Source organism: Mariprofundus aestuarium (genome assembly GCF_002795805.1).
GTDB lineage: Bacteria > Pseudomonadota > Zetaproteobacteria > Mariprofundales > Mariprofundaceae > Mariprofundus > Mariprofundus aestuarium.
Window position 1 is genome coordinate 507562 of record NZ_CP018799.1, and the last position, 18507, is coordinate 526068.

18 protein-coding genes and 2 tRNA genes are annotated in these 18507 nt (G+C 51.1%); 9 read left to right on the forward strand and 11 right to left on the reverse strand.

The window, feature by feature from the left end; translation table 11 throughout:
- Nucleotides 1-124 precede the first annotated feature (124 nt).
- The 4 genes from pilM to pilQ are packed head-to-tail and all read left to right on the forward strand — an operon-like array spanning nt 125 to nt 4897.
- Nucleotides 125-1207, forward strand: coding sequence for a type IV pilus biogenesis protein PilM (pilM, locus tag Ga0123461_RS02610; protein ID WP_100276913.1), 1083 nt, complete (start codon nt 125-127; stop codon nt 1205-1207).
- The gene (locus Ga0123461_RS02615; RefSeq protein WP_100276914.1) at nt 1204-1797 is read left to right on the forward strand and encodes a PilN domain-containing protein; all 594 of its coding nucleotides are present in this window, start codon (nt 1204-1206) and stop codon (nt 1795-1797) included. The genes pilM and Ga0123461_RS02615 overlap by 4 nt, the downstream gene beginning before the upstream one ends.
- Nucleotides 1797-2414 carry a type IV pilus inner membrane component PilO gene (locus Ga0123461_RS02620; protein WP_100276915.1) on the forward strand — a complete coding sequence of 206 codons (618 nt, stop codon included), beginning with the start codon at nt 1797-1799 and terminating at the stop codon, nt 2412-2414. Before Ga0123461_RS02615 ends, Ga0123461_RS02620 begins: the two co-directional genes overlap by 1 nt.
- Nucleotides 2415-2455: 41 nt before the next feature.
- Nucleotides 2456-4897 (forward strand): type IV pilus secretin PilQ, encoded by a 2442-nt coding sequence (gene pilQ, locus Ga0123461_RS02625; protein WP_232710309.1) that lies wholly within the window; start codon nt 2456-2458, stop codon nt 4895-4897.
- 57 nt (nt 4898-4954) lie between these two features.
- Here pilQ and hemW read toward each other — a convergent pair whose 3' ends face one another.
- Genes hemW through Ga0123461_RS02640 form a run of 3 tightly spaced genes read right to left on the reverse strand, consistent with a single transcriptional unit; the run spans nt 4955 to nt 8230 of the window.
- Nucleotides 4955-6136: a radical SAM family heme chaperone HemW gene (gene hemW / locus Ga0123461_RS02630; protein WP_100276916.1), complete on the reverse strand. Its 1182-nt coding sequence runs from the start codon at nt 6134-6136 to the stop codon at nt 4955-4957.
- Nucleotides 6137-6146: 10 nt separating this feature from the next.
- The gene (locus Ga0123461_RS02635; protein WP_100276917.1) at nt 6147-7673 is read right to left on the reverse strand and encodes an Rne/Rng family ribonuclease; all 1527 of its coding nucleotides are present in this window, start codon (nt 7671-7673) and stop codon (nt 6147-6149) included.
- Complete coding sequence (locus Ga0123461_RS02640; protein ID WP_100278644.1) at nt 7670-8230, reverse strand: Maf family protein; 561 nt, start codon at nt 8228-8230, stop codon at nt 7670-7672. Before Ga0123461_RS02640 ends, Ga0123461_RS02635 begins: the two co-directional genes overlap by 4 nt.
- A 62-nt stretch (nt 8231-8292) precedes the next feature.
- On the opposite strand from Ga0123461_RS02640, the gene Ga0123461_RS02645 reads away from it, so the two are divergent.
- The 4 genes from Ga0123461_RS02645 to Ga0123461_RS02660 all read left to right on the forward strand — a co-directional run bounded on the left by Ga0123461_RS02645 (nt 8293) and on the right by Ga0123461_RS02660 (nt 10805).
- Nucleotides 8293-9282, forward strand: a complete 990-nt coding sequence (locus Ga0123461_RS02645; RefSeq protein WP_232710311.1) for a polyprenyl synthetase family protein — start codon at nt 8293-8295, stop codon at nt 9280-9282.
- A gap of 88 nt (nt 9283-9370) precedes the next feature.
- Nucleotides 9371-9447, forward strand: a tRNA-Pro gene (locus Ga0123461_RS02650).
- A 145-nt stretch (nt 9448-9592) separates the two neighbouring features.
- Complete coding sequence (locus tag Ga0123461_RS02655) at nt 9593-10420, forward strand: adenylate/guanylate cyclase domain-containing protein (RefSeq protein WP_100276919.1); 828 nt, start codon at nt 9593-9595, stop codon at nt 10418-10420.
- A 139-nt stretch (nt 10421-10559) separates the two neighbouring features.
- Nucleotides 10560-10805, forward strand: coding sequence for a hypothetical protein (locus Ga0123461_RS02660; RefSeq protein ID WP_100276920.1), 246 nt, complete (start codon nt 10560-10562; stop codon nt 10803-10805).
- Here the strand turns inward: Ga0123461_RS02660 and Ga0123461_RS02665 are convergent.
- From Ga0123461_RS02665 to ygfZ, 8 genes are all read right to left on the reverse strand, one after another.
- On the reverse strand, nt 10802-11536 hold the full coding sequence (locus tag Ga0123461_RS02665; protein ID WP_100276921.1) for a pseudouridine synthase: 735 nt from the start codon (nt 11534-11536) through the stop codon (nt 10802-10804). The two genes, Ga0123461_RS02660 and Ga0123461_RS02665, sit on opposite strands and share 4 nt — an antisense overlap.
- Nucleotides 11533-12537, reverse strand: coding sequence for a class I SAM-dependent methyltransferase (locus Ga0123461_RS02670; RefSeq protein ID WP_198507097.1), 1005 nt, complete (start codon nt 12535-12537; stop codon nt 11533-11535). Before Ga0123461_RS02670 ends, Ga0123461_RS02665 begins: the two co-directional genes overlap by 4 nt.
- A 97-nt stretch (nt 12538-12634) precedes the next feature.
- Nucleotides 12635-12710: transfer RNA gene (locus tag Ga0123461_RS02675), tRNA-Phe, on the reverse strand.
- Between the two features lie 185 nt (nt 12711-12895).
- Entirely contained in the window at nt 12896-13579 is a 684-nt protein-coding gene (gene dapF / locus Ga0123461_RS02680) for a diaminopimelate epimerase (RefSeq protein WP_232710313.1), read from the reverse strand.
- Nucleotides 13580-13599: 20 nt separating this feature from the next.
- The gene (gene queF / locus Ga0123461_RS02685) at nt 13600-13974 is read right to left on the reverse strand and encodes a preQ(1) synthase (RefSeq protein WP_100276924.1); all 375 of its coding nucleotides are present in this window, start codon (nt 13972-13974) and stop codon (nt 13600-13602) included.
- 2 nt (nt 13975-13976) lie between these two features.
- Nucleotides 13977-15101, reverse strand: coding sequence for a succinyl-diaminopimelate desuccinylase (gene dapE / locus Ga0123461_RS02690; protein WP_100276925.1), 1125 nt, complete (start codon nt 15099-15101; stop codon nt 13977-13979).
- Nucleotides 15102-15172: 71 nt separating this feature from the next.
- Nucleotides 15173-15436 carry a hypothetical protein gene (locus Ga0123461_RS02695; protein ID WP_100276926.1) on the reverse strand — a complete coding sequence of 88 codons (264 nt, stop codon included), beginning with the start codon at nt 15434-15436 and terminating at the stop codon, nt 15173-15175.
- Entirely contained in the window at nt 15429-16385 is a 957-nt protein-coding gene (ygfZ, locus tag Ga0123461_RS02700; protein ID WP_100276927.1) for a CAF17-like 4Fe-4S cluster assembly/insertion protein YgfZ, read from the reverse strand. The genes Ga0123461_RS02695 and ygfZ overlap by 8 nt, the downstream gene beginning before the upstream one ends.
- A 135-nt stretch (nt 16386-16520) precedes the next feature.
- On the opposite strand from ygfZ, the gene thiC reads away from it, so the two are divergent.
- Nucleotides 16521-18386 (forward strand): phosphomethylpyrimidine synthase ThiC, encoded by a 1866-nt coding sequence (thiC, locus tag Ga0123461_RS02705; protein WP_100276928.1) that lies wholly within the window; start codon nt 16521-16523, stop codon nt 18384-18386.
- Nucleotides 18387-18507: the final 121 nt, after the last annotated feature.

Consider the following 18507-nt stretch of genomic DNA (forward strand, 5'->3'; position numbering starts at 1 on the left):
TGTTTGCTTCAAACGCCAGTAGATAAAGTTGGCTCACTTTGATGTTAGTGAACTTGACTTTATTGCTTATAATAAGGTACTTTGCACAAGGATATGCCAGTAAAGCTTAAGCTGCGGAGGGTGAGTGTCTTTTTTTTCAAACAGGTCTGAAGGGGTTGTTGGTGTAGATATTAGTTCGACCGGAATCAAGCTGGTTGAATTATCGCACTCCGGTTCAGGATATGAGCTTACCTCCCTGGCAACAGTTCCATTGCCGCGAGATGCTATTGTGGAAAATACGATCATTGACTCCACTGCTGTTTCGCAAGCGCTTATCGAGGCGGTAAATACAGCTAAGCCGTCCACTAAAAATGTGGCGTTGGCTGTGTCCGGGAATGCTGTGATTATCAAAACAATTGCCATTCCAACAGTCAGTGAGTTTGAACTTGAAGCTCAGATCCAGTTTGAGGCTGATGAACATATTCCTTACGATATCGACGATGTGTTTCTGGATTTTTCTATTCAGGGCATGACAGCGGATAACCCTGAGTTGATGGATGTGGTGCTTGTAGCCTGTAAGCGTGAGGTTGTGGAAGACTATCAAATGGTTCTTGCTGAGGCGGGATTGACCGCAAAGTGTGTTGATTGTGCTGTGTTTGCGCTGGAAAATGCAGCTGAGGAAACGGGTGGCTATGCTGCTTCCAAGGGTGGAGCCCAGCTGCTGGAAGACGAAGATGCGGATGTTCATGCATTGATTAATATCGGCGCCAATATGATGAACATCAATGTACTTATTAACGGGCAGATGGCATTTGTTCGAGACCAGTATTATGGCGGCCAGAACCTGACTGAAGAGATTCAAAAAGAGCATGGCATCAGCCATCATGCAGCAGAACAGTTGAAAACAGATGATTTCGACAGTATCCATCCCGAGGCTTTGGAGCGCTTTTACGTGGGGCTTACTTCCGAATTGGTGCGCTCTCTCGATTTCTACTCTGCCAGCAAAGCTGAGTTTCCTGTGCGTAAGCTTTTGCTATCCGGTGGTTGTGCGTTGATTCCGAATATCGCGACAGAGCTTGAGCAGCGTCTGGGAATCGATACTGCGGTTCTCAATCCACTGGATAATATTAAGATTTCAACACGAAAATTTGATGAGCAGCATTTGCGGAGGATCGGACCGATGTTGATGGTGCCAATAGGTCTTGCGATGCGGAGCTTTGACTCATGATTCGTATTAACCTGATTCCCTACCGTAATGCCAGGCGTCAGCAGAAGATTATGCAGCACGTGGGTATATTCTTCGCGGTAATTGTAGTTGCTTTGTTACTTACCCTAGGAGTCCATTCAACCATCTCAATGCAGCTTTACGACCTCAAAGAGGAGACGCTTAGCCTGCAGCAACAGAACGCTGAGTTGAAGAAGAAAATCGGCAAAATCAAGGATTTAGCCAGCCTTCGCGCAGATGTTGAGCGCAAACTTGCTATCATCGACAGGTTGCAGGCAGGACGTTTCCGCTCTCTGAACACACTGCATGAGATTGCTAAGGTCATACCCGACAATGTGTGGATCAAGTCGATCAAAGATCGTGGAGAAAACATTGAACTTTCAGGCCTTGGCGAAAGTAATAAAGCGGTTGCCAACTTCATGCGAAAGTTGGATAGCTCCCCTCTGTTCTCCAATATACAGTTGCTTGTGATCAGCCGGGTTGCGGTAGATGGTCGTGCAGTCAGGGAGTTCAGTCTGAATTTGAGTCGTACCGAGGAGTTATCTGAGAGCAGCAATGCTGAAGCGGCTGCCAACAAGGGAGGGAGGGGCTGATGTTTGATTCTCTGAAAGCTTCTCTGAGCGAGGCTCTGCGCCCCATACTTCCGCTGCCAATGTGGCAGAAGATGGTTGTGCTGGCTTCTACATTTTTCGTGATTGTTGCCGCCTACCTCTATATGGGGTTTATGCCGATTCAGGATGAGATTGCGCAGCAGGAGTCGCAAGTAAAACTGGAGAAGGTTCTGCTGGCTAAAAATCAGAAGTTGGCGCAAGACATTCCGCGCAAGCAGAAAGAGTATGCCAAGCTGGAAAAGCAGTTGAAAGTGGCATTGAATATGCTGCCGAAGAAATCTCAAATTCCGGACCTTCTGGAAAATGTTTCATGGGCGGGTAAAGACTCCGGCCTTGAGTTCAGTGTTTTTAAGCCGGAAAGGGAAGTGGCTAAACAGATTTATGCTGAGGTTCCTGTGGCACTCGATGTTACTGGTAGTTTTCGCCAGCTGCTGACATTTTTGAAGCGGGTCGGAGAGATGCCGCGTATTGTTGATATCAAAAATTTAACGCTGTCACAGGCGAGTAACAATGCGTTGATTGTGAAAGGTCAGGCAGTTACATACAGGTTTGTTGAAGAGGTTCCCAAAAGCACGCGCACGACGGGCCGGGTAAGATAGGCATGCGCATTTCAACCGGGAGACAGATGATGGGGTATATCATGAAACATTGGAATGAATGCAGACTGATGCGTTTGCCCGGAAAATTATTGGGCATGATTGCTCTGCTGGGACTGCTGAGTGCAAACATAACTCAGGTTGAGGCAGCCACAATTAATGGATTACACCTGCTTTCAGACAGGGATGGCCAGCGTTTGAATATTGCCATGGATGAAGCGTCCGAGTATCAGGTGTTCAATCTTGAGGGGCCGGCCAGACTGGTGCTGAGTTTTCCCAATGCTTCCATGGTTGATGGTGTTGCCGAGGTTGCAGGTGATGGTGCCGTAGAGCGCGTTATCCCTTCACAGGATAGTAACGGGGTTCGTATTGAAGTCGCTTTGGCGAAGGGAGCCAAATATAATATTTCTGAAAAAGGGAATGACCTGCTGATCAATTTCACCGAAGAAGGCAAAAATGTGGATAGCCAGCTTGAAGGGGCGGTGCTACAGGATATTTCAGTTAAGGATAAAGGCAAAACCACCGAGTTGACTCTTCGTGGTTTGCGCATGGACTCAAATCACAATGCTCTAATTACCAACGATGGTAAAACAATGGTGCTCGATTTCTGGGGCGGTAGTTCGAAGCTCCCGAAGGAGCATTATACATATTCGGCATTGCGCCTGAACGATGTGACAGTCGGTTCTGCCGAGGGTCGTCTGCGACTGGTGGTATCGTTGCGTCCCGGCGCAGGCTCCAACCACCAAATCGATGCTGATGCTAACAGCATGGTATTGCGGTTTGGCCAGATTGAGTCGAAAAAGAGAATCAGCGGCCTTACTGTCGAAGCGGTCGATTTTCAGCCAGATGACAGAATTGCACGCCTGGTTGTCCGTACGAATGAGGCCAATCCGATCATCAACATTAAGGAAGATGACGGCAAAGTGACGCTTGATCTTAAAAATGCGACCCTAGCTTCAGGTCAGGAGCGTTCGCAAGATCTGAGTGCCTTCTCAGGGCCTGTCAAACAGGTGGACAGCTATGGGGTGAGCAAGGATGTTCGGATAGTAGCGCGCCTGCGTCAGAAAGCGGTGGTCTCCTCCTATCAGAGTGGCAATGTGCTTACCTTGACAATGATGCCGCAGGATATGGTTGCTGTTTCAGCAGCAGACCAGGCTTTGGCAAGGAATGAAAAACTCTATACCGGCCAGAAGGTGACCTTCAACTACAAGGATATTGATATTCGCAATGCCCTTCAGCTGATCGCCGAGATGAGTGATTTCAATATTATTATGTCGGACGATGTTTCCGGGGTGCTGACTATGCGCCTTGTTGATGTTCCATGGGATCAGGCGTTGGATCTGATTCTGCAGGCGCGAGGGCTTGGCAAGGAGCAGAGCGGTAATGTGGTTCGTATTGCACCGCTTGGCGTGCTTAAGAGTGACGCTGATGCTCGAAAGGATGCAAAGGCCAGTGCCGAAGAGGTCGCGCCGCTGGAGACCGAATTTATTACGCTCGGTTATGCTTCGGTAAATGATGTCCAAACCATTTTACAGGGGGGGTCAGTCAAGGCCGACACGCCTGCCGGAAATGCTTCTGGGAGTCAGAATGCTTCAGATACAGGGGGCAGCGGTGAATTGAAACTTCTCTCCAGCCGAGGTTCCATCCTGCTGGATGAACGTAGTAATACGATGATTATTACCGATACGCGTGAGCGCTTGAACAATATCAAACGGCTGGTGGCTGTGATTGATAAGCCTACCAAGCAGGTGTTAATTGAGGCTCGGATTGTGGAGGCGACGGACACCTTTTCACGTGATCTGGGCTTAAAGTGGGGTGGAACTGCCATAAGAAACACAACCAATTATACCCAGACACTCACTGGTGCGGCCGCTGGCACTAATGTCGTTGATTTAGGTGCTGCCGTGGGTGCAGGAGCCGGAGGTGCAATCGGTTATACGCTTGCTAAGCTGGGTGGAAACTTGAATTTAAACTTGGAGCTCTCTGCTGCCGAACAGGTAGGTGATATCAAGGTGGTTTCAAGTCCGCGCGTGTTCACCAGTAATCTGCAGGAGGCACTGATTGAACAGGATAAGCAGATCCCGTTTCTTGTTACTACAGTAAGTGCAGGAGGAACAACAACTGCCTCTGAAATGAAAAGTTCCCTTCTGTCGCTGAAAGTGACGCCACAGATCACAGCTGATGGGCGGATTATTATGATTCTAGAGGTGAACAAGGATACGCCGATTGCGGATGCGGCAGGTGGCCCTCCGTCGATCGACAAGAAAAAAGTACTGACCAAGCTGCTGGTGAAAAATGGAGAAACTGTGGTTTTGGGTGGTATCTATTCTCAAACTGAATCCGAGACAGTTAATGGTGTGCCCGGCCTGATGAATATTCCACTTTTAGGCAATCTGTTCAAACGTAAGCAGAAAGTAAGTGATCGTAACGAGCTGCTGATATTTATTACGCCGACGATTGTTGGCGATGAAGTCTCCATCCAGTAATCGGTAAGGGTGTTAAAGAAACAACAACAGGCGACCTTATAAGGTCGCCTGTTTTATTTACAGGACAGACTCTGAGATGGAATCGGCCAGAGTAATGCCACTATCAGTCAAAAACAGTGCCGTGTCGGAAACTTCTAGCATCTTCTCTTTGTGCCATGGGTTTAGCTGTGTAGAGAAGTGCTCCCAGGCATCGAAACCAAATCGGTTAAGGAAAGCCTTCCTGTCTATGCCATGTGCCCGGCGAAGTGCAAGCCAGACAGCCTCTCCGGCCGCCTGCTGGATGCTTAGTGACTCCTGACTGTTGATTGCAACTGTACACTCAGCCACAGCATTGATGTAGGCCTCCGGTCTGCGGATGTTGCTGTAGCGCGTGATACCGTCAAAACTGTCTGAGCTCCGTTCATCCCACTTGCCTGCAGCACCAGCACCAATACCGATATAATCGTGATACTTCCAGTAGCCGTCATTATGGCGGCATTTGAATCCAGATTTTGCAAAGTTAGAGATCTCATATGCTTCGTATCCAGCCAACCGCAATCGATGTCGTGTTTCTGTGAACATGGAAATAGCCAGCTCATCATCCGGTACATTGATAGGATTTACCGCATGGGTTGTGGCCAGTTTTGTGTGCGGTTCGATTGTGAGCTGGTAGCAGGAGAGGTGTTCCGAACCAAGGGCGATGGCCGTTTGAAGAGAGCTAAGCCATTGATCCAGTGACTGATTCGGAAGCCCGTAGATCAGGTCCAGGTTGATATTGTCGAATCCTGCTTTTCTGGCAGTTTCGAAGGCTGCGAGCGCCTGTTTACTGTCATGAATACGTTCCAGCCAGCGCAACTCCTTATCATCCAGGCTCTGAACCCCCATGGAGAGGCGATTGACCCCAGCCTGTCGATAGGCGGAAAAGTGATCGGCATCCACGGTTCCCGGATTGGCCTCTATGCTGATCTCAATGTTATCTTCAAATCCAAGTAGTTTTTCTGCGCCCTGAAGTACACTGTCGATCAGTTCTGGCGGAGCCAGTGAAGGCGTACCGCCGCCTATAAATATCGATGAGAGTTTTCTGCCAGAAAATACCGAGTTACCTGCCCAATGCTTTAGTTCTGTGGTTAGTGCCTGCTGATAACTGCTCCAGTCGGGATTGGATCGCTCGTGAGAATTAAAGTCACAGTAGTGGCATTTATGAACACAGAAAGGAATATGCACATAGAGCAACAGCGGCGAACGAAAGGGTTCAGTCATGGGGCACAGATTACTGCAGGATGACTTCGTAATGGTCCGGCTCAAACTGCTCGTTACTCTCCAGCGTAATCTCTTTGCCGAGGAATTTTTCAAGCTGTTCAACGCCCTTGTTTTCCTCACCTAGCATCAGATCGATAATCTTCGGGTGTGCGATCACCATCAGTTTTTCACAAGGATAAGCGCGGCCCTCTGCAACAACCTCACGGAAGAGCTGGTAGCAGATCGTGGTAGGGCTTTTGACGCTTCCAACACCGTGACAGCCATGGCACTCATTCAACAGGATACGGCCAAGCGACTCCCTTGTGCGTTTGCGGGTCATCTCGACAAGCCCCAGTTCTGAAAGCTGGACAACGTGAGTTTTAGCCACGTCGCGCTTGAGTGCTTCATTCAGCACTTCCATCAAGCGCTGCTTGTTCTCATCCTCTTCCATGTCAATAAAATCAACGACAATGATGCCGCCCAGGTTACGCAGCCTTAGCTGATGGACGATCTCATGCACTGCCTCAAGGTTGGTCTTAAAGCCAGTCTCCTCCATATTGCGGGAACCGACAAAAGAACCTGAGTTGACGTCGATGGCGATCAACGCCTCAGTCTGGTCGATAATGATATGACCACCGGATTTAAGTGGTACGCGACGTTTAAGAGCGCGTTCAATCGCTTCTTCTACCCCGTACACATCGAAGATCGGACGTTGACCAGGGTAGTAATAGAGCTTCTTGGCAACCTCGGGCATAAAGCGCCGAGCAAACTTTTTCATGCTCTCATACGCTTCTTTGGAGTCGATGTGGATCTTCTCGACATCGCTGTCGACATAATCACGCATGACCCGCAGGTAGAGGTTAAGCTCTTTATGGATGATTGACCCCAGGTTAGAACTTTTTGAGCGCTTCTCAATATCGGCCCAGAGGCGCAGCAGGAATTCAAGATCCTGACGCATCTCCGTTTCACCCCGTCCCTCCGCGACTGTGCGGATAATTAGGCCACCTTGCTTTGGGCTGAGGGATTTGCCGATTGCAAGCAGGCGGTCACGTTCTTTCGGGTCTTCAAGCCGGCGTGCGATACCGATATGGTCGAGATGCGGCAGATAGACAAGGTAGCGCCCTGCAAGGCCGATCTGGGTCGTTAGACGAGGGCCTTTGGATGCAATCGGCTCTCGGGAAACCTGCACCATCAACTCCTGCCCATCTTTGATCAGGCTGTCTATTGGAGGGGCGTTGCGGCGTGAATAGTTTGACTCGGGTGTTTCATTGCTGCTCTCAGAGTCATCGCCACTTTCGATCTCATCTGGAATAGCATCGACATCCTGTTTGGCGGTAGCAATGTCACCAGCATAGAGGAATCCCGCTTTCTCCATGCCGATATCTACGAACGCTGCCTGAATGCCGGGCAGAACCCGCTGCACGCGGCCTTTGTAGATATTGCCTTTCAGACCGCGATCACTTTCGCGCTCAATATAGACCTCTTCAGCAAGGTTGTTCTCGATTCTGGCGATCCGTGTTTCAAACGGGGCCACGTTGACCAATAGCTCGATACTCATTGCGCTTCCTTCATTTGAGCAATCATATGCAGGGTTGTAGCAACCGGCAAACCGATTACATTATCCAGCGGCCCCTCAATCGCTTCGATAAAGGAGGCTGCACCTCCCTGAATGGCATAACTGCCAGCTTTATCCAGTATTTCATTATGGAGCAGGTAGGTGTCAATCTCATCACTGCTGATATGACGAAACTTCACACGGGTCTTAACACAGTCACTGAGTATCTGTTCTCCCAGGCGTACACATACCGCTGTTAACACCTGATGCTCATGCCCCGAGAGTTGCAATAACATCTCTTTTGCATGCGCCAGATCGCGTGGTTGCCCCAGCGCTTTGCCGTGAATAGCAACCAGTGTATCTGCGGCAATTACGGGGATATCAGCTGCTGCCTTGCAGGCCATGGCCTTTTCCCGACATAACCGTTGAACAGTATCGGATACACTTTCTTTCGGTAGTGGCGTTTCATCGATATGCGAAGGGCGCACTTCAACGGCAAGGCCTGCCGCCTGCAGCAGAAAGAGGCGACGGGGAGAGCGGGAGGCGAGTATAATTTCCATTTGCGCATCATAGCTTGCCTGAGGCTTGACGGCACGAACATCGCGCTTACGATGCACAGCCCGTGAGTGATGCAATGATTTCTCCACTGGAGCGTGCAACGGATCTATGCAGGGTGGATATGGAGCGGGTGGATGCCTGTATCCATGAGAACCTGCAATCCGATATCATGATGATTCCAGCTATCGGCCACTATATTGTAAATAGTGGCGGTAAGCGCCTGCGCCCGCTTCTCTCTCTTCTGATTGCACGCCTCTTCGATTACAAAGGCGATCGCCATATCCCGCTCTCGGTTGTTGTAGAGTTTATTCATACTGCATCTCTGCTGCACGATGATGTCGTTGACTCATCCGACCAGCGCCGCGGTTCTCCTTCCGCAAATGGAGTATGGGGGAATCAGGCCAGTGTGCTTGTGGGGGACTACCTCTTCTCAAGGGCCTTTCAGATGATGGTGGCCGATGGCGACATGACGATGTTAAAGCTGATGAGTGATGTTACCAATGCACTGGCAGAGGGGGAGGTTTTGCAACTTTCTCGTACCTTCCATCTGGAGATGGTCGAAGCCGAGTGCCTTGAGGTGATTGAGCGTAAGACCGCTGTATTGTTCAAGGCTGCCAGTGAAGTGGGGGCCCATGTTTCCGGCCAGCCTGCGGATGTTGTTGCTAATCTTGCTGATTACGGCATGTGTCTTGGTGTTGCTTTTCAGCTGATGGATGATGCACTCGACTACCTTGCCGAGGCGGAAGAGGCGGGTAAACCGGTAGGTCATGACCTGGAAGAGGGTAAAATCACCCTACCGCTGATTCATGCGATGCAGTGCGATGCCGAACTGACGAAACGGGTCGAAGAGATTTCCGAACGCGGCTGCTATCAGAGCGGGGATCGCGAATGGGTGCGTGAACGCGTGCTGGCACAGAATGGTGCTGATTATGCGATGCAACGCGCTAGGGATTATGCAGAGCGGGCAAAAAAACGGCTTCCTGAAAATACAAATGATGAAATCAGGGCATTGCTGGCCGAGTTGGCTGATTTCTCCGCCCATAGGCCGTTTTAAGAAAAAAATCGGTAAGGTTTTCTTAACCTGTCTCAGCACCCTTGATGCGCTTATTTCAGCACTTTAAAATGCACCCTCTTCAAATAGGCGGGGTGTGGCGCAGCCTGGTAGCGCGTACCGTTCGGGACGGTAAGGCCGGAGGTTCGAATCCTCTCACCCCGACCATTTCTTTTATATTATCAATAGTTATAGCCCTCAAGTCGCCATGGTTAGCATCCATACGAACTTTTTTTTGCGATTCAGGTCACAGATTCAAAGAGCACTATCTTTAAGCATTGCGGTAATCTAGGAGCAATGTTGGAGGTTCATGATGAGTGCAGTGAGAAAGACGCAGGCAAACAAGAACGAGGTAAAGGTTCTCTCTATCCCGAAAACCTCTGCCAGCCGGAAACGGGCTGACAGGGATAGTGCTGTCGATCTGGTTGTCTCCTCAGGTGATTTGGCTGTCGTACCTCAACTGGTCGCTTCACGCCCCGCCAGTCGAGTCGATGCCAAGCCTCTGGATCTTGATGAGATTATCGAAGAGGTGGCACGGGCGATCGCGACCACTCAGGATCATTACAAGTGTATTATGTTTACAGACTTGGAGAGTTCGACTGAGTACAAGCGCTCTATGGGCCACACCAAGGGGTACATGCGCAACCGCCTGTTCTGCGATATATGCGAGCGTGCGGTAGAGCGTTATGACGGCCATGTCGTGAAAAGGCTGGGTGATGGCGTCATGGTCGTATTCGAGCGTGCAATTGATGCGGTGATGGCATCACTGATGATCAAAAACAGTATTTCCGACGGCCGTAAAAAGTTGAAGAAAATTGTAGGTCCGATGAATTACCGGATAGGCATTACCTGCGGATATGTGAAAGAGATTCCGGGTGAAGCGAAGGATTATATTGGCCATGCCATGGATAAGGGTGCGCGTATCCAGAGTAGTGCGCTGCGTAATCAGATTCTGATCGATGAGATCGTTTACGGTCTGATTCACACCAAGATTCGCGACTATTCAGGGGATATCCTGATCGGTTCGCCGAAGAATATGACACTCAAGGGTGTTGGCGTAAGTACACTCTACGAGGTTTCACCGAAGAAGATGGGTCTTGAGTCCAGTATCGGTACCCGCATGAAGAACATGTTGCGCTAAGCAGCGCTTCTACCTTTGAGATTAGCCTCTGCAGTTTAAATTTTGCGGGGGCTTTTTTCTGCATTAATGACCGGAGTCACATTCTCTTGTTCACCAGCGACTTAAGCTGGCTGGAAAAGGGAAAGCAAAGGAGCCCACCATGAAGTCCATCATTTTACTGGTATCATCGCTGTTGCTGCTATCGGGGTCTGCTATAGCCCAGGATTATGCGGCGACGCGCGGGGCATCCAAAGCTGGCCCCACTTTTTCGGAACGCAGCAAGGTTGTCGAAGTCACTATGAGAGACAATAGTCGATCAAGTTATAAACAATCAGCTGCATACTATTCTCACCAAAATAAATTTGACGATGACGCATATCTGCGCCGCATCTCTTACAGACCCTAATCTGAATCCGCTAAGATAAGTTCCAGCAGCGCCTCTGGGGTGACGACTTTGTAACTTCCTGCAGCGAGGCTGCATGCATCCAAAGAGAGTGCGCCTATATGGGTTCGGGTAAGTCCGCTTACGTGATTACCTACGGCTGCAAACATACGGCGTACCTGATGGTAGCGCCCCTCATGCAGTACAAGTACGGCCTCTTTTTCGCCCTGTACTGTAAGTTCTGCCGGCAGGCATGGTTTCTCATCCCCCTCCAGCAGCAGTTTTCCTTCGGCAAAGATCTCAGCCTCATTGCCTGCAAGCGGTCGATCCAGTGTAACCGCATAGGTTTTGGAGATATGTTTTTTCGGGCTGGTCAGCTGGTGATTCAGCTGTCCATCATCGGTCACGATCAACAACCCGGATGTCTCTTTATCCAGTCTTCCAACACCAGAGAGTGGCGGCTTTCGGTCGATCCATCGTTCCGGGAAGTCGGCATAGATCAGGCGCCCTGCCTCCTTGCGTGAGCAAACCGTTCCGAGCGGCTTATGATAGATCACGGTTAAGCCATTTGGGTGATCCAGCGGTTTTCCATCAAGAAGTACCAGGTCAGCCAGCACCTTCTGGGCAGGGGAGGTGGCCGGTTTTCCATCTACCGTTATCCACCCCTCCTTAATCCAGTAGCGGACATCATTTCTGGCACCGTAGCCGAGATTGGAGAGTAGTTTGTCCAGCCTTTCAGCTTTCTGATTGTTCATCGAATTCCTCTTATCACCTTGAAGCCTTCAGCTTCAATCAGTGTTTGGGATGTTTTCAGGCCCGATTGCAGTACAGCCTCGTACGGCAGCTTACGGTTGGCTACCAGGTAAAGCAGACCGCCCGGTTTCAGGGCGCGACAGGCGTTGATAATGATCTGCTGGCCAAGATCAATATCGCGATCCTGACCGGTATGAAAGGGCGGGTTGCAGGCGATCCACGCCATATTTTCGGGCAACGGTTGGCTGGCAGCATCCAGCCAGTGGTATTCTGTTTTATCTGACCAGGCTGTGCAGTTCATCGCGGCGCAATCGAGTGCCAGATGGTCTGCCTCAACCAGATGCAGACGATCAACCTGTTTGGAAGAGCGAAGGATCTTCTCGCTCAGCAGTCCGTAGCCACAGCATAGATCCACACCGGTGCCGGAAAGTTCGGGTAGTTGTTCCAGCAGTAGCAGTGAGCCCCGGTCCGGCCGATCCCAGCTGAACAGGCCTGGCTGTGAAATCAGCCCGTGTGACTCGACGCGCTGTTGCTTGCCAGCATTCAACCACTGTGTGGCCAGGTGACCATCTAATGCAGCTGTTTTTCGGGCGGAAAAAATACGACACTTGGACTTGGAGGATGAGCTTATTTTTCCTGCCAGCTTTTTCAGGGCATCCTCATAACTTTTTGCGCCATGATTATTGGCGCAGGCAACCAGTAGCCGCCCTTGATCAGTAAGCTGCTGCATCGCTGTCGCCATCCATGCAAGTGTCTGCTGTTTGTTTTTTGCAGGTAACAGCAGGATCAAATCGTATGGAGTGCCAGCAGAAGGCAATGCGGGAGAGACAGCCATACCCATGCCTTTAAGGGCATCATATCCGGGTTTGAACTGCTGCCAGAGTTCAAGTTGGGCCTGTTCATTCAACGCTGTTAATAGCTCATGGGCCTGCGCGTTGATGATCAGGGTGCGTGTCGCGGGAGTCCCGAGTGCGGCACGATATAAAAGTTCAATGGCTGACATGGTTTGAGACTGTATGAAGTGAGCCAACTGCTGTCCAATGGTTGAGTAGATATAAACAAAAAAAAGGAGCTGCGATTTCTCGCAACTCCTTTTCATGTGGTGGGCAGGGAGGGAATCGAACCCCCGACACGTGGATTTTCAGTCCACTGCTCTACCGACTGAGCTACCTGCCCAAGTGCCCCTTTCGGAACGGGGCGGATTATGGTTCAAAAGTGATCAGATGCAAGTCCAAATTATCAGCCAGTTGAGCAAATCAGTGTGTGATCGGGTTTGTGCGCTCGCTTCAGTAAAGGAAAAGCAAATAACTTAAGGCCATCATAATCCAGATCAGCATAATAGTTCCCGACCTGTTGTTTGCTTACAGTAAAAATAGGCCTTCGAAAGTTTGTGATACAGGACCTTCCAATTTGATGTTTTTCGGGCAGCCGGAAACAGTGACCGTGCCGCCGGGCATCTCAATGGTCAGCGGGCGAACCTCACCTTCAGTAGACCAAATCGCAGCGGCAGTGGCACAGGCACCACTCCCGCATGCAAGTGTGTGACCTGCACCTCGCTCAATAATGTCGATATAGACATGGCTGGCAATCTGGCCGGTAACAATCTCAACATTACGGTCAGTAGGGAACGCTTCAATGGCTTCAAAGAAAACGCGATGTTTATTGCCGATATTGATATCGACATGTGACTCTGTGGAATCGGTAACGGTAGCCGCTCCCATGTCTACGCAGATGCCATTAATGGTAGTTTCTGCATAAGCATTGCGGTCAGCTAGAGCAATGGAGACATACTCTTTTCCTAGCTGCTTCATGAGCAGGTGACCCACGCAACGCAGGCCATTGCCGCAGTTGGCAGCTTCGCTTCCATCACTGTTGAAGATGCGCATGGCGGCATCAGCAGTCTCAGATTTTTCAAGCACCAGCAGCTGATCACAGCCAATGCCGTAGCGGCGCTCGGTAATGCGGCGTACAAACTCTGTGGTCAGGGTTGGGATCTCTGTGGTCAGGCCGTTAAGCACGATAAAGTCGTTGCCCTGTGCCTGCATCTTGGTGAAGGGGAGGCTGCTCACTTGCGGTGCTCGACTTCAACCGTGGTGTAAACACCTCCGCGTACGTTGAATATGGCCTGAACCTTGATGTAACGCGGGTCGAGCAGTTCAATCAGGTCATTGGCGATCATGTTGGTCACCTTCTCATGGAAGTGGCCCTCATCCCGGAAGCTCCAGTAGTAGAACTTCAACGATTTCAGCTCCACGCAGGACTGATCTGGAATGTAATCAAGCTTGATCTCAGCGAAGTCTGGCTGGCCGGTTTTAGGACAGAGACAGGTGAACTCAGGTGAATCGATGCGGACATGGTAGTCGCGCTCCGGATTTGGGTTTTCAAATGTTTCCAGATACCGGGTCGGCTTGTTGATTACGGTGCCAAGTTTCTCAGTCATGTTTAAACCTCAAAATTTTCAATAATATCGGTGTAGATCGCAGTCAGCGTTGCCAGTTCACGCACGGCGACACATTCACCCACCTGATGGATGGTGCTGTTAGTCGTACCAAGCTCCACTACAGGTACACCCGCTGCAGCAAGGAAACGGCCATCGGAGGTGCCGCCACCTGTGTCGCGCACCGTTTTGATGCCGGTTATGCTTTTAATGCTGTTGCAGACCAGCTCCAGAAAGGGGCCGTCGGCTGTCGAAAAGGCAGTGGCAGAGTGGTCGAACTCCAGTGTTACATCGCACCCCGCGCAGGCGGCCTCTAGCGCACTCTTGATGCCGTCAAAATTGTTTCCTGGGTTATAACGGATATCGATCAGTGCTTCGCAGTGTCCGGGGATCACGTTGGTAGCACCTGTGCCACCGTTCACATTGGTGATCTGGCAACTGGTCGGCGGGAATCCCTCTGTCGGTTCACCCCAGTTGATCTCTGCAATCCTGGCCAGTGCGGGAGCCGCATGATGAATGGCATTATCGGCATCCTGTGGGTAGGCTGAATGCCCCTGCTTGCCGTGGAATGTGACTTTGACCTGTACCACGCCGCGACGACCGCGCCGGATTGTGTCACCGACATGTTTAAAGCTGGATGGCTCACCGACGATTGCGGCATCGGGGAGTGTTCCGTTTGCCTGCATATGCTCGATAATGCGGATGGTTCCGTCGATCGAGTCACCCTCCTCATCGGAGGTGATCAACAGCTGAATGGTTGGCAGCGGGGTGTATTCACTGCAGAGCTTGCCGACTGCTGCAATCCAGCAGGCGATACCGCCCTTCATATCCTGCGCGCCGCGCCCGTGCAAAATGCCATCGATAATCTCACCGGAGAATGGAGCATGTGCCCACTTCTCAACAGGGCCGGTTGGCACCACGTCGGTATGCCCAGCAAATGCCAGCGTACCTTTCAGCTCTCCCTGGCGGGAGTAGATGCTGTTGGTGATGCCTCCGGCATCTACAGCGGTACGGACGAAACCGAGTGGAGCCAGCAGCGTTTTAATGTAGTTCTGGCAACCGCCATCATCCGGCGTAATAGATTCACGTTGAATCAGTTTTACAGCAATATTTGTAGCGATTTCAGACATTCGGCAACCCTAATCAAAAGGTACTGCTGGTGGTACTGCGAATTATTCGAATAGCTAGGGTTGCTTGCGGCTCAGAGTTTATCGACTCTCTGGAAGCTTTCGCAGCGGCGTTCGATATTAGCAAATAGTGGGTTTCCGGAAGCCAGCCTTTCGATGCGTTTGATCGTGGCGCTAGTCACATCACTATAGGTTTCCATGAACGTGGTTTGTTCATTCCCCTTGCGTACAAATAGGTTGCCTCGTACGCCGGCATGTTCTTCGGCCTCGTCAAGCCACTCTATTAACTTAGGCTCCAGTTTTTCGTCAGCGTGGTACCAGATGAAGGCATCAGGCATGGCACGCCTCCAGAATTGTTACGGTAACGTCATTTTCCAGTGAAAGGGGGGCGCCTGCTTCGGCAACCTCGATTGGCAGGAGAGCGATGCCGAAGCAGCAATTCTCATGATCAATGGCTGCGGATTTCAGTTCGCCAATCTTTACTGTTGATTGAATCGGGCAGGGGAACGAATCTGGTCGGCCGTCGATAGATACACGATAGAGCTTCTTCTTGATGCCACCACGCCAGTTCATGCGGGCGGTGACCTCCTGACCGACATAACACCCTTTTTCAAAGGATACGCCATTGAATTCAATTAGGTTGGCATTCAGCGGGTGCATGCTTTCATCCCATTCGGTGCCGAAATCGGGAAAGCCACGGATAATGCGCATCGCTTCAAACTCATCTTCATTTACCGGTTCGTAACTGCCGAGAGCCTTATCTATTTTCTCTCTGCTACTGATGATCCAGAAGCCACGCGGGCTCTCAGGCATCACCAGCGCAAAGGTGTCTTCGGAACTCTTGCGGCTGCATGCTAGCCACCCATTTTCCGGTTCCGGCAGATCGAAATCATTTATTGTTGCTGCGGCATTAGCACCCTGTATCGAGCATATGGCGAGGTCATCGACCACGCCGATGCGAATTTCGTGGCCGAGCGCGAACTGGCGCAGGCGAGAGACAGTAGCGACAGCATGCGAGCCAGGGGTAAGAAGTATTAGTTCGTCACGGTTGCCTTCTAATATATATAGCTCAGAGGCCGCTTTACCCTGCGGGGTGAGCAGGCAGGCGTGGATGCCCTGACCTGGCGTAAGCTTCTCTAAATCCTGTGTGACCTGCCCCTGCAGGTAATCGCGCACGGTAGGGCCCGAAGCTTTCAAAACTGCCCAGCGACTGCGCGGAGCAACCACGGATGATTGTAGCAGTCGCTCTGCAGTGGCTGCGGATAAGCGGGGAAGGGTTGTTGTCATGGGGCTATTCTAGCAGTTATCCGGAAAAGTCCATCCTCACTCCTGCAATGGTTTTCAGTATAGTGGCTATGCCCTACGATGCGAGTCCGTTATAGTTCCGCCCCGCGGAATGTTACCGCGGTTCTGGAGGAATGAATGACACAGCAGGCAAACAGCACGGATATCGTGGAGAACAGCTATGATGCAGAGCAGCCGTTTCCGAATTCCCGCAAGGTTTATATCGAGGGCTCCAGGCCTGATATCCGCGTGCCGATGCGTGAGGTTACACTCTCTCCAACTCAAACCAGTGAAGGCATTGAAGAGAACCATCCGATCCTGATTTATGATACATCCGGCCCCTACACTGATCCTGAGGTTGAAATTGATCTGAAGAAGGGTATTCCTGCAATCCGTGCGGCATGGATTGCCGAACGTGACGATACCGAAGAGTTGAGCGGTCTCAGTTCTGATTATGGTCGCGAGCGCCGCGACAATGAGAAGCTCGATAGCCTGCGTTTTACCCACCTGCGTAAACCACGCTGTGCCAAAGCAGGCAAGAATGTCTCCCAGATGTTTTATGCGCGTCAGGGCATTATTACGCCTGAAATGGAGTATGTGGCGATTCGTGAGAACCAGCGCCGCGAACGCCTGCGTGAGATTACCAAGCAGCATCCAGGTCAAAGTTGGGGCGCTTCGATTCCGCAGGTGATTACAGCTGAATTCGTGCGTGATGAGATTGCCCGCGGACGGGCCATTATTCCTGCCAACATCAACCATCCGGAACTGGAACCGATGATTATTGGCCGCAACTTCCTGGTGAAGATTAACGGTAACATCGGCAACTCAGCTTTGAGCTCCTCGATAGAAGAAGAGGTAGAGAAGATGACCTGGGCGACCCGCTGGGGCTCGGACACCATCATGGATCTCTCCACCGGAAAAAACATTCACGAGACACGCGAGTGGATCATCCGCAACGCCGCCGTGCCGATCGGTACCGTGCCGATCTATCAGGCGCTGGAGAAGGTTGATGGCATTGCCGAAAACCTGACCTGGGAGATTTTCCGCGATACCCTGATTGAGCAGGCGGAGCAGGGCGTGGATTACTTCACCATCCATTCCGGCGTACTGCTGCGCTATGTACCACTGACTGCCAAACGCCTGGCCGGCATCGTGTCGCGTGGCGGGTCAATCATGGCCAAGTGGTGCCTTGCGCATCACAAAGAGAACTTCCTCTACACCCATTTCGAAGATATCTGCGAAATCATGAAAAAGTATGATGTCTCCTTCTCACTCGGTGACGGCCTGCGCCCAGGCGCGATTGCCGATGCCAATGATGAAGCGCAGTTCAGTGAGCTCAGGACGCTTGGTGAGCTGACCAAAATAGCCTGGAAACATGATGTGCAGGTGATGATCGAAGGCCCCGGCCATGTGCCCATGCACATGATCAAAGAGAATATGGATGAGCAGCTCAAGCATTGTGATGAAGCGCCATTCTATACGCTCGGCCCCCTGACTACCGATATTGCACCGGGTTATGATCATATCACCTCCGGTATCGGAGCCGCCCAGATCGGCTGGTATGGCTGTGCCATGCTCTGCTATGTTACACCGAAAGAGCACCTTGGCTTGCCTGATCGTGATGATGTGAAGGCTGGCGTGATTACCTATAAAATTGCAGCCCATGCAGCAGATCTGGCGAAAGGGCACCCTGGCGCACAGCAGCGTGATGATGCGCTCTCCAAGTCGCGCTTTGAGTTCCGCTGGGAGGATCAGTTTAACCTCTCGCTCGATCCCGATACTGCGCGTGCCTATCATGATGAAACCATGCCCAAGGAGAGTGGCAAGGTTGCTCACTTCTGCTCGATGTGCGGTCCGAAATTCTGCTCGATGAAAATTACGCAGGATGTGCGCGACTATGCCAAGAAGCACGGTATGGAAACGCGTGAGGCGATTGAGTCTGGCATGCACGAGCAGTCCGAGGAGTTCGTGAAAACAGGCTCAGAAATCTACCACAAAGCCTAAGGAGGGTGCACCCAAATGGAGCTGGCGTGGTTTGTCGTGTGCTTCATTGTTGTTTTGGTTTTCAAGCTGATTTTTCTTAAAGCAAGGCGCGCCTTGGGTGTGCCTGCTTAGGACGCAAATC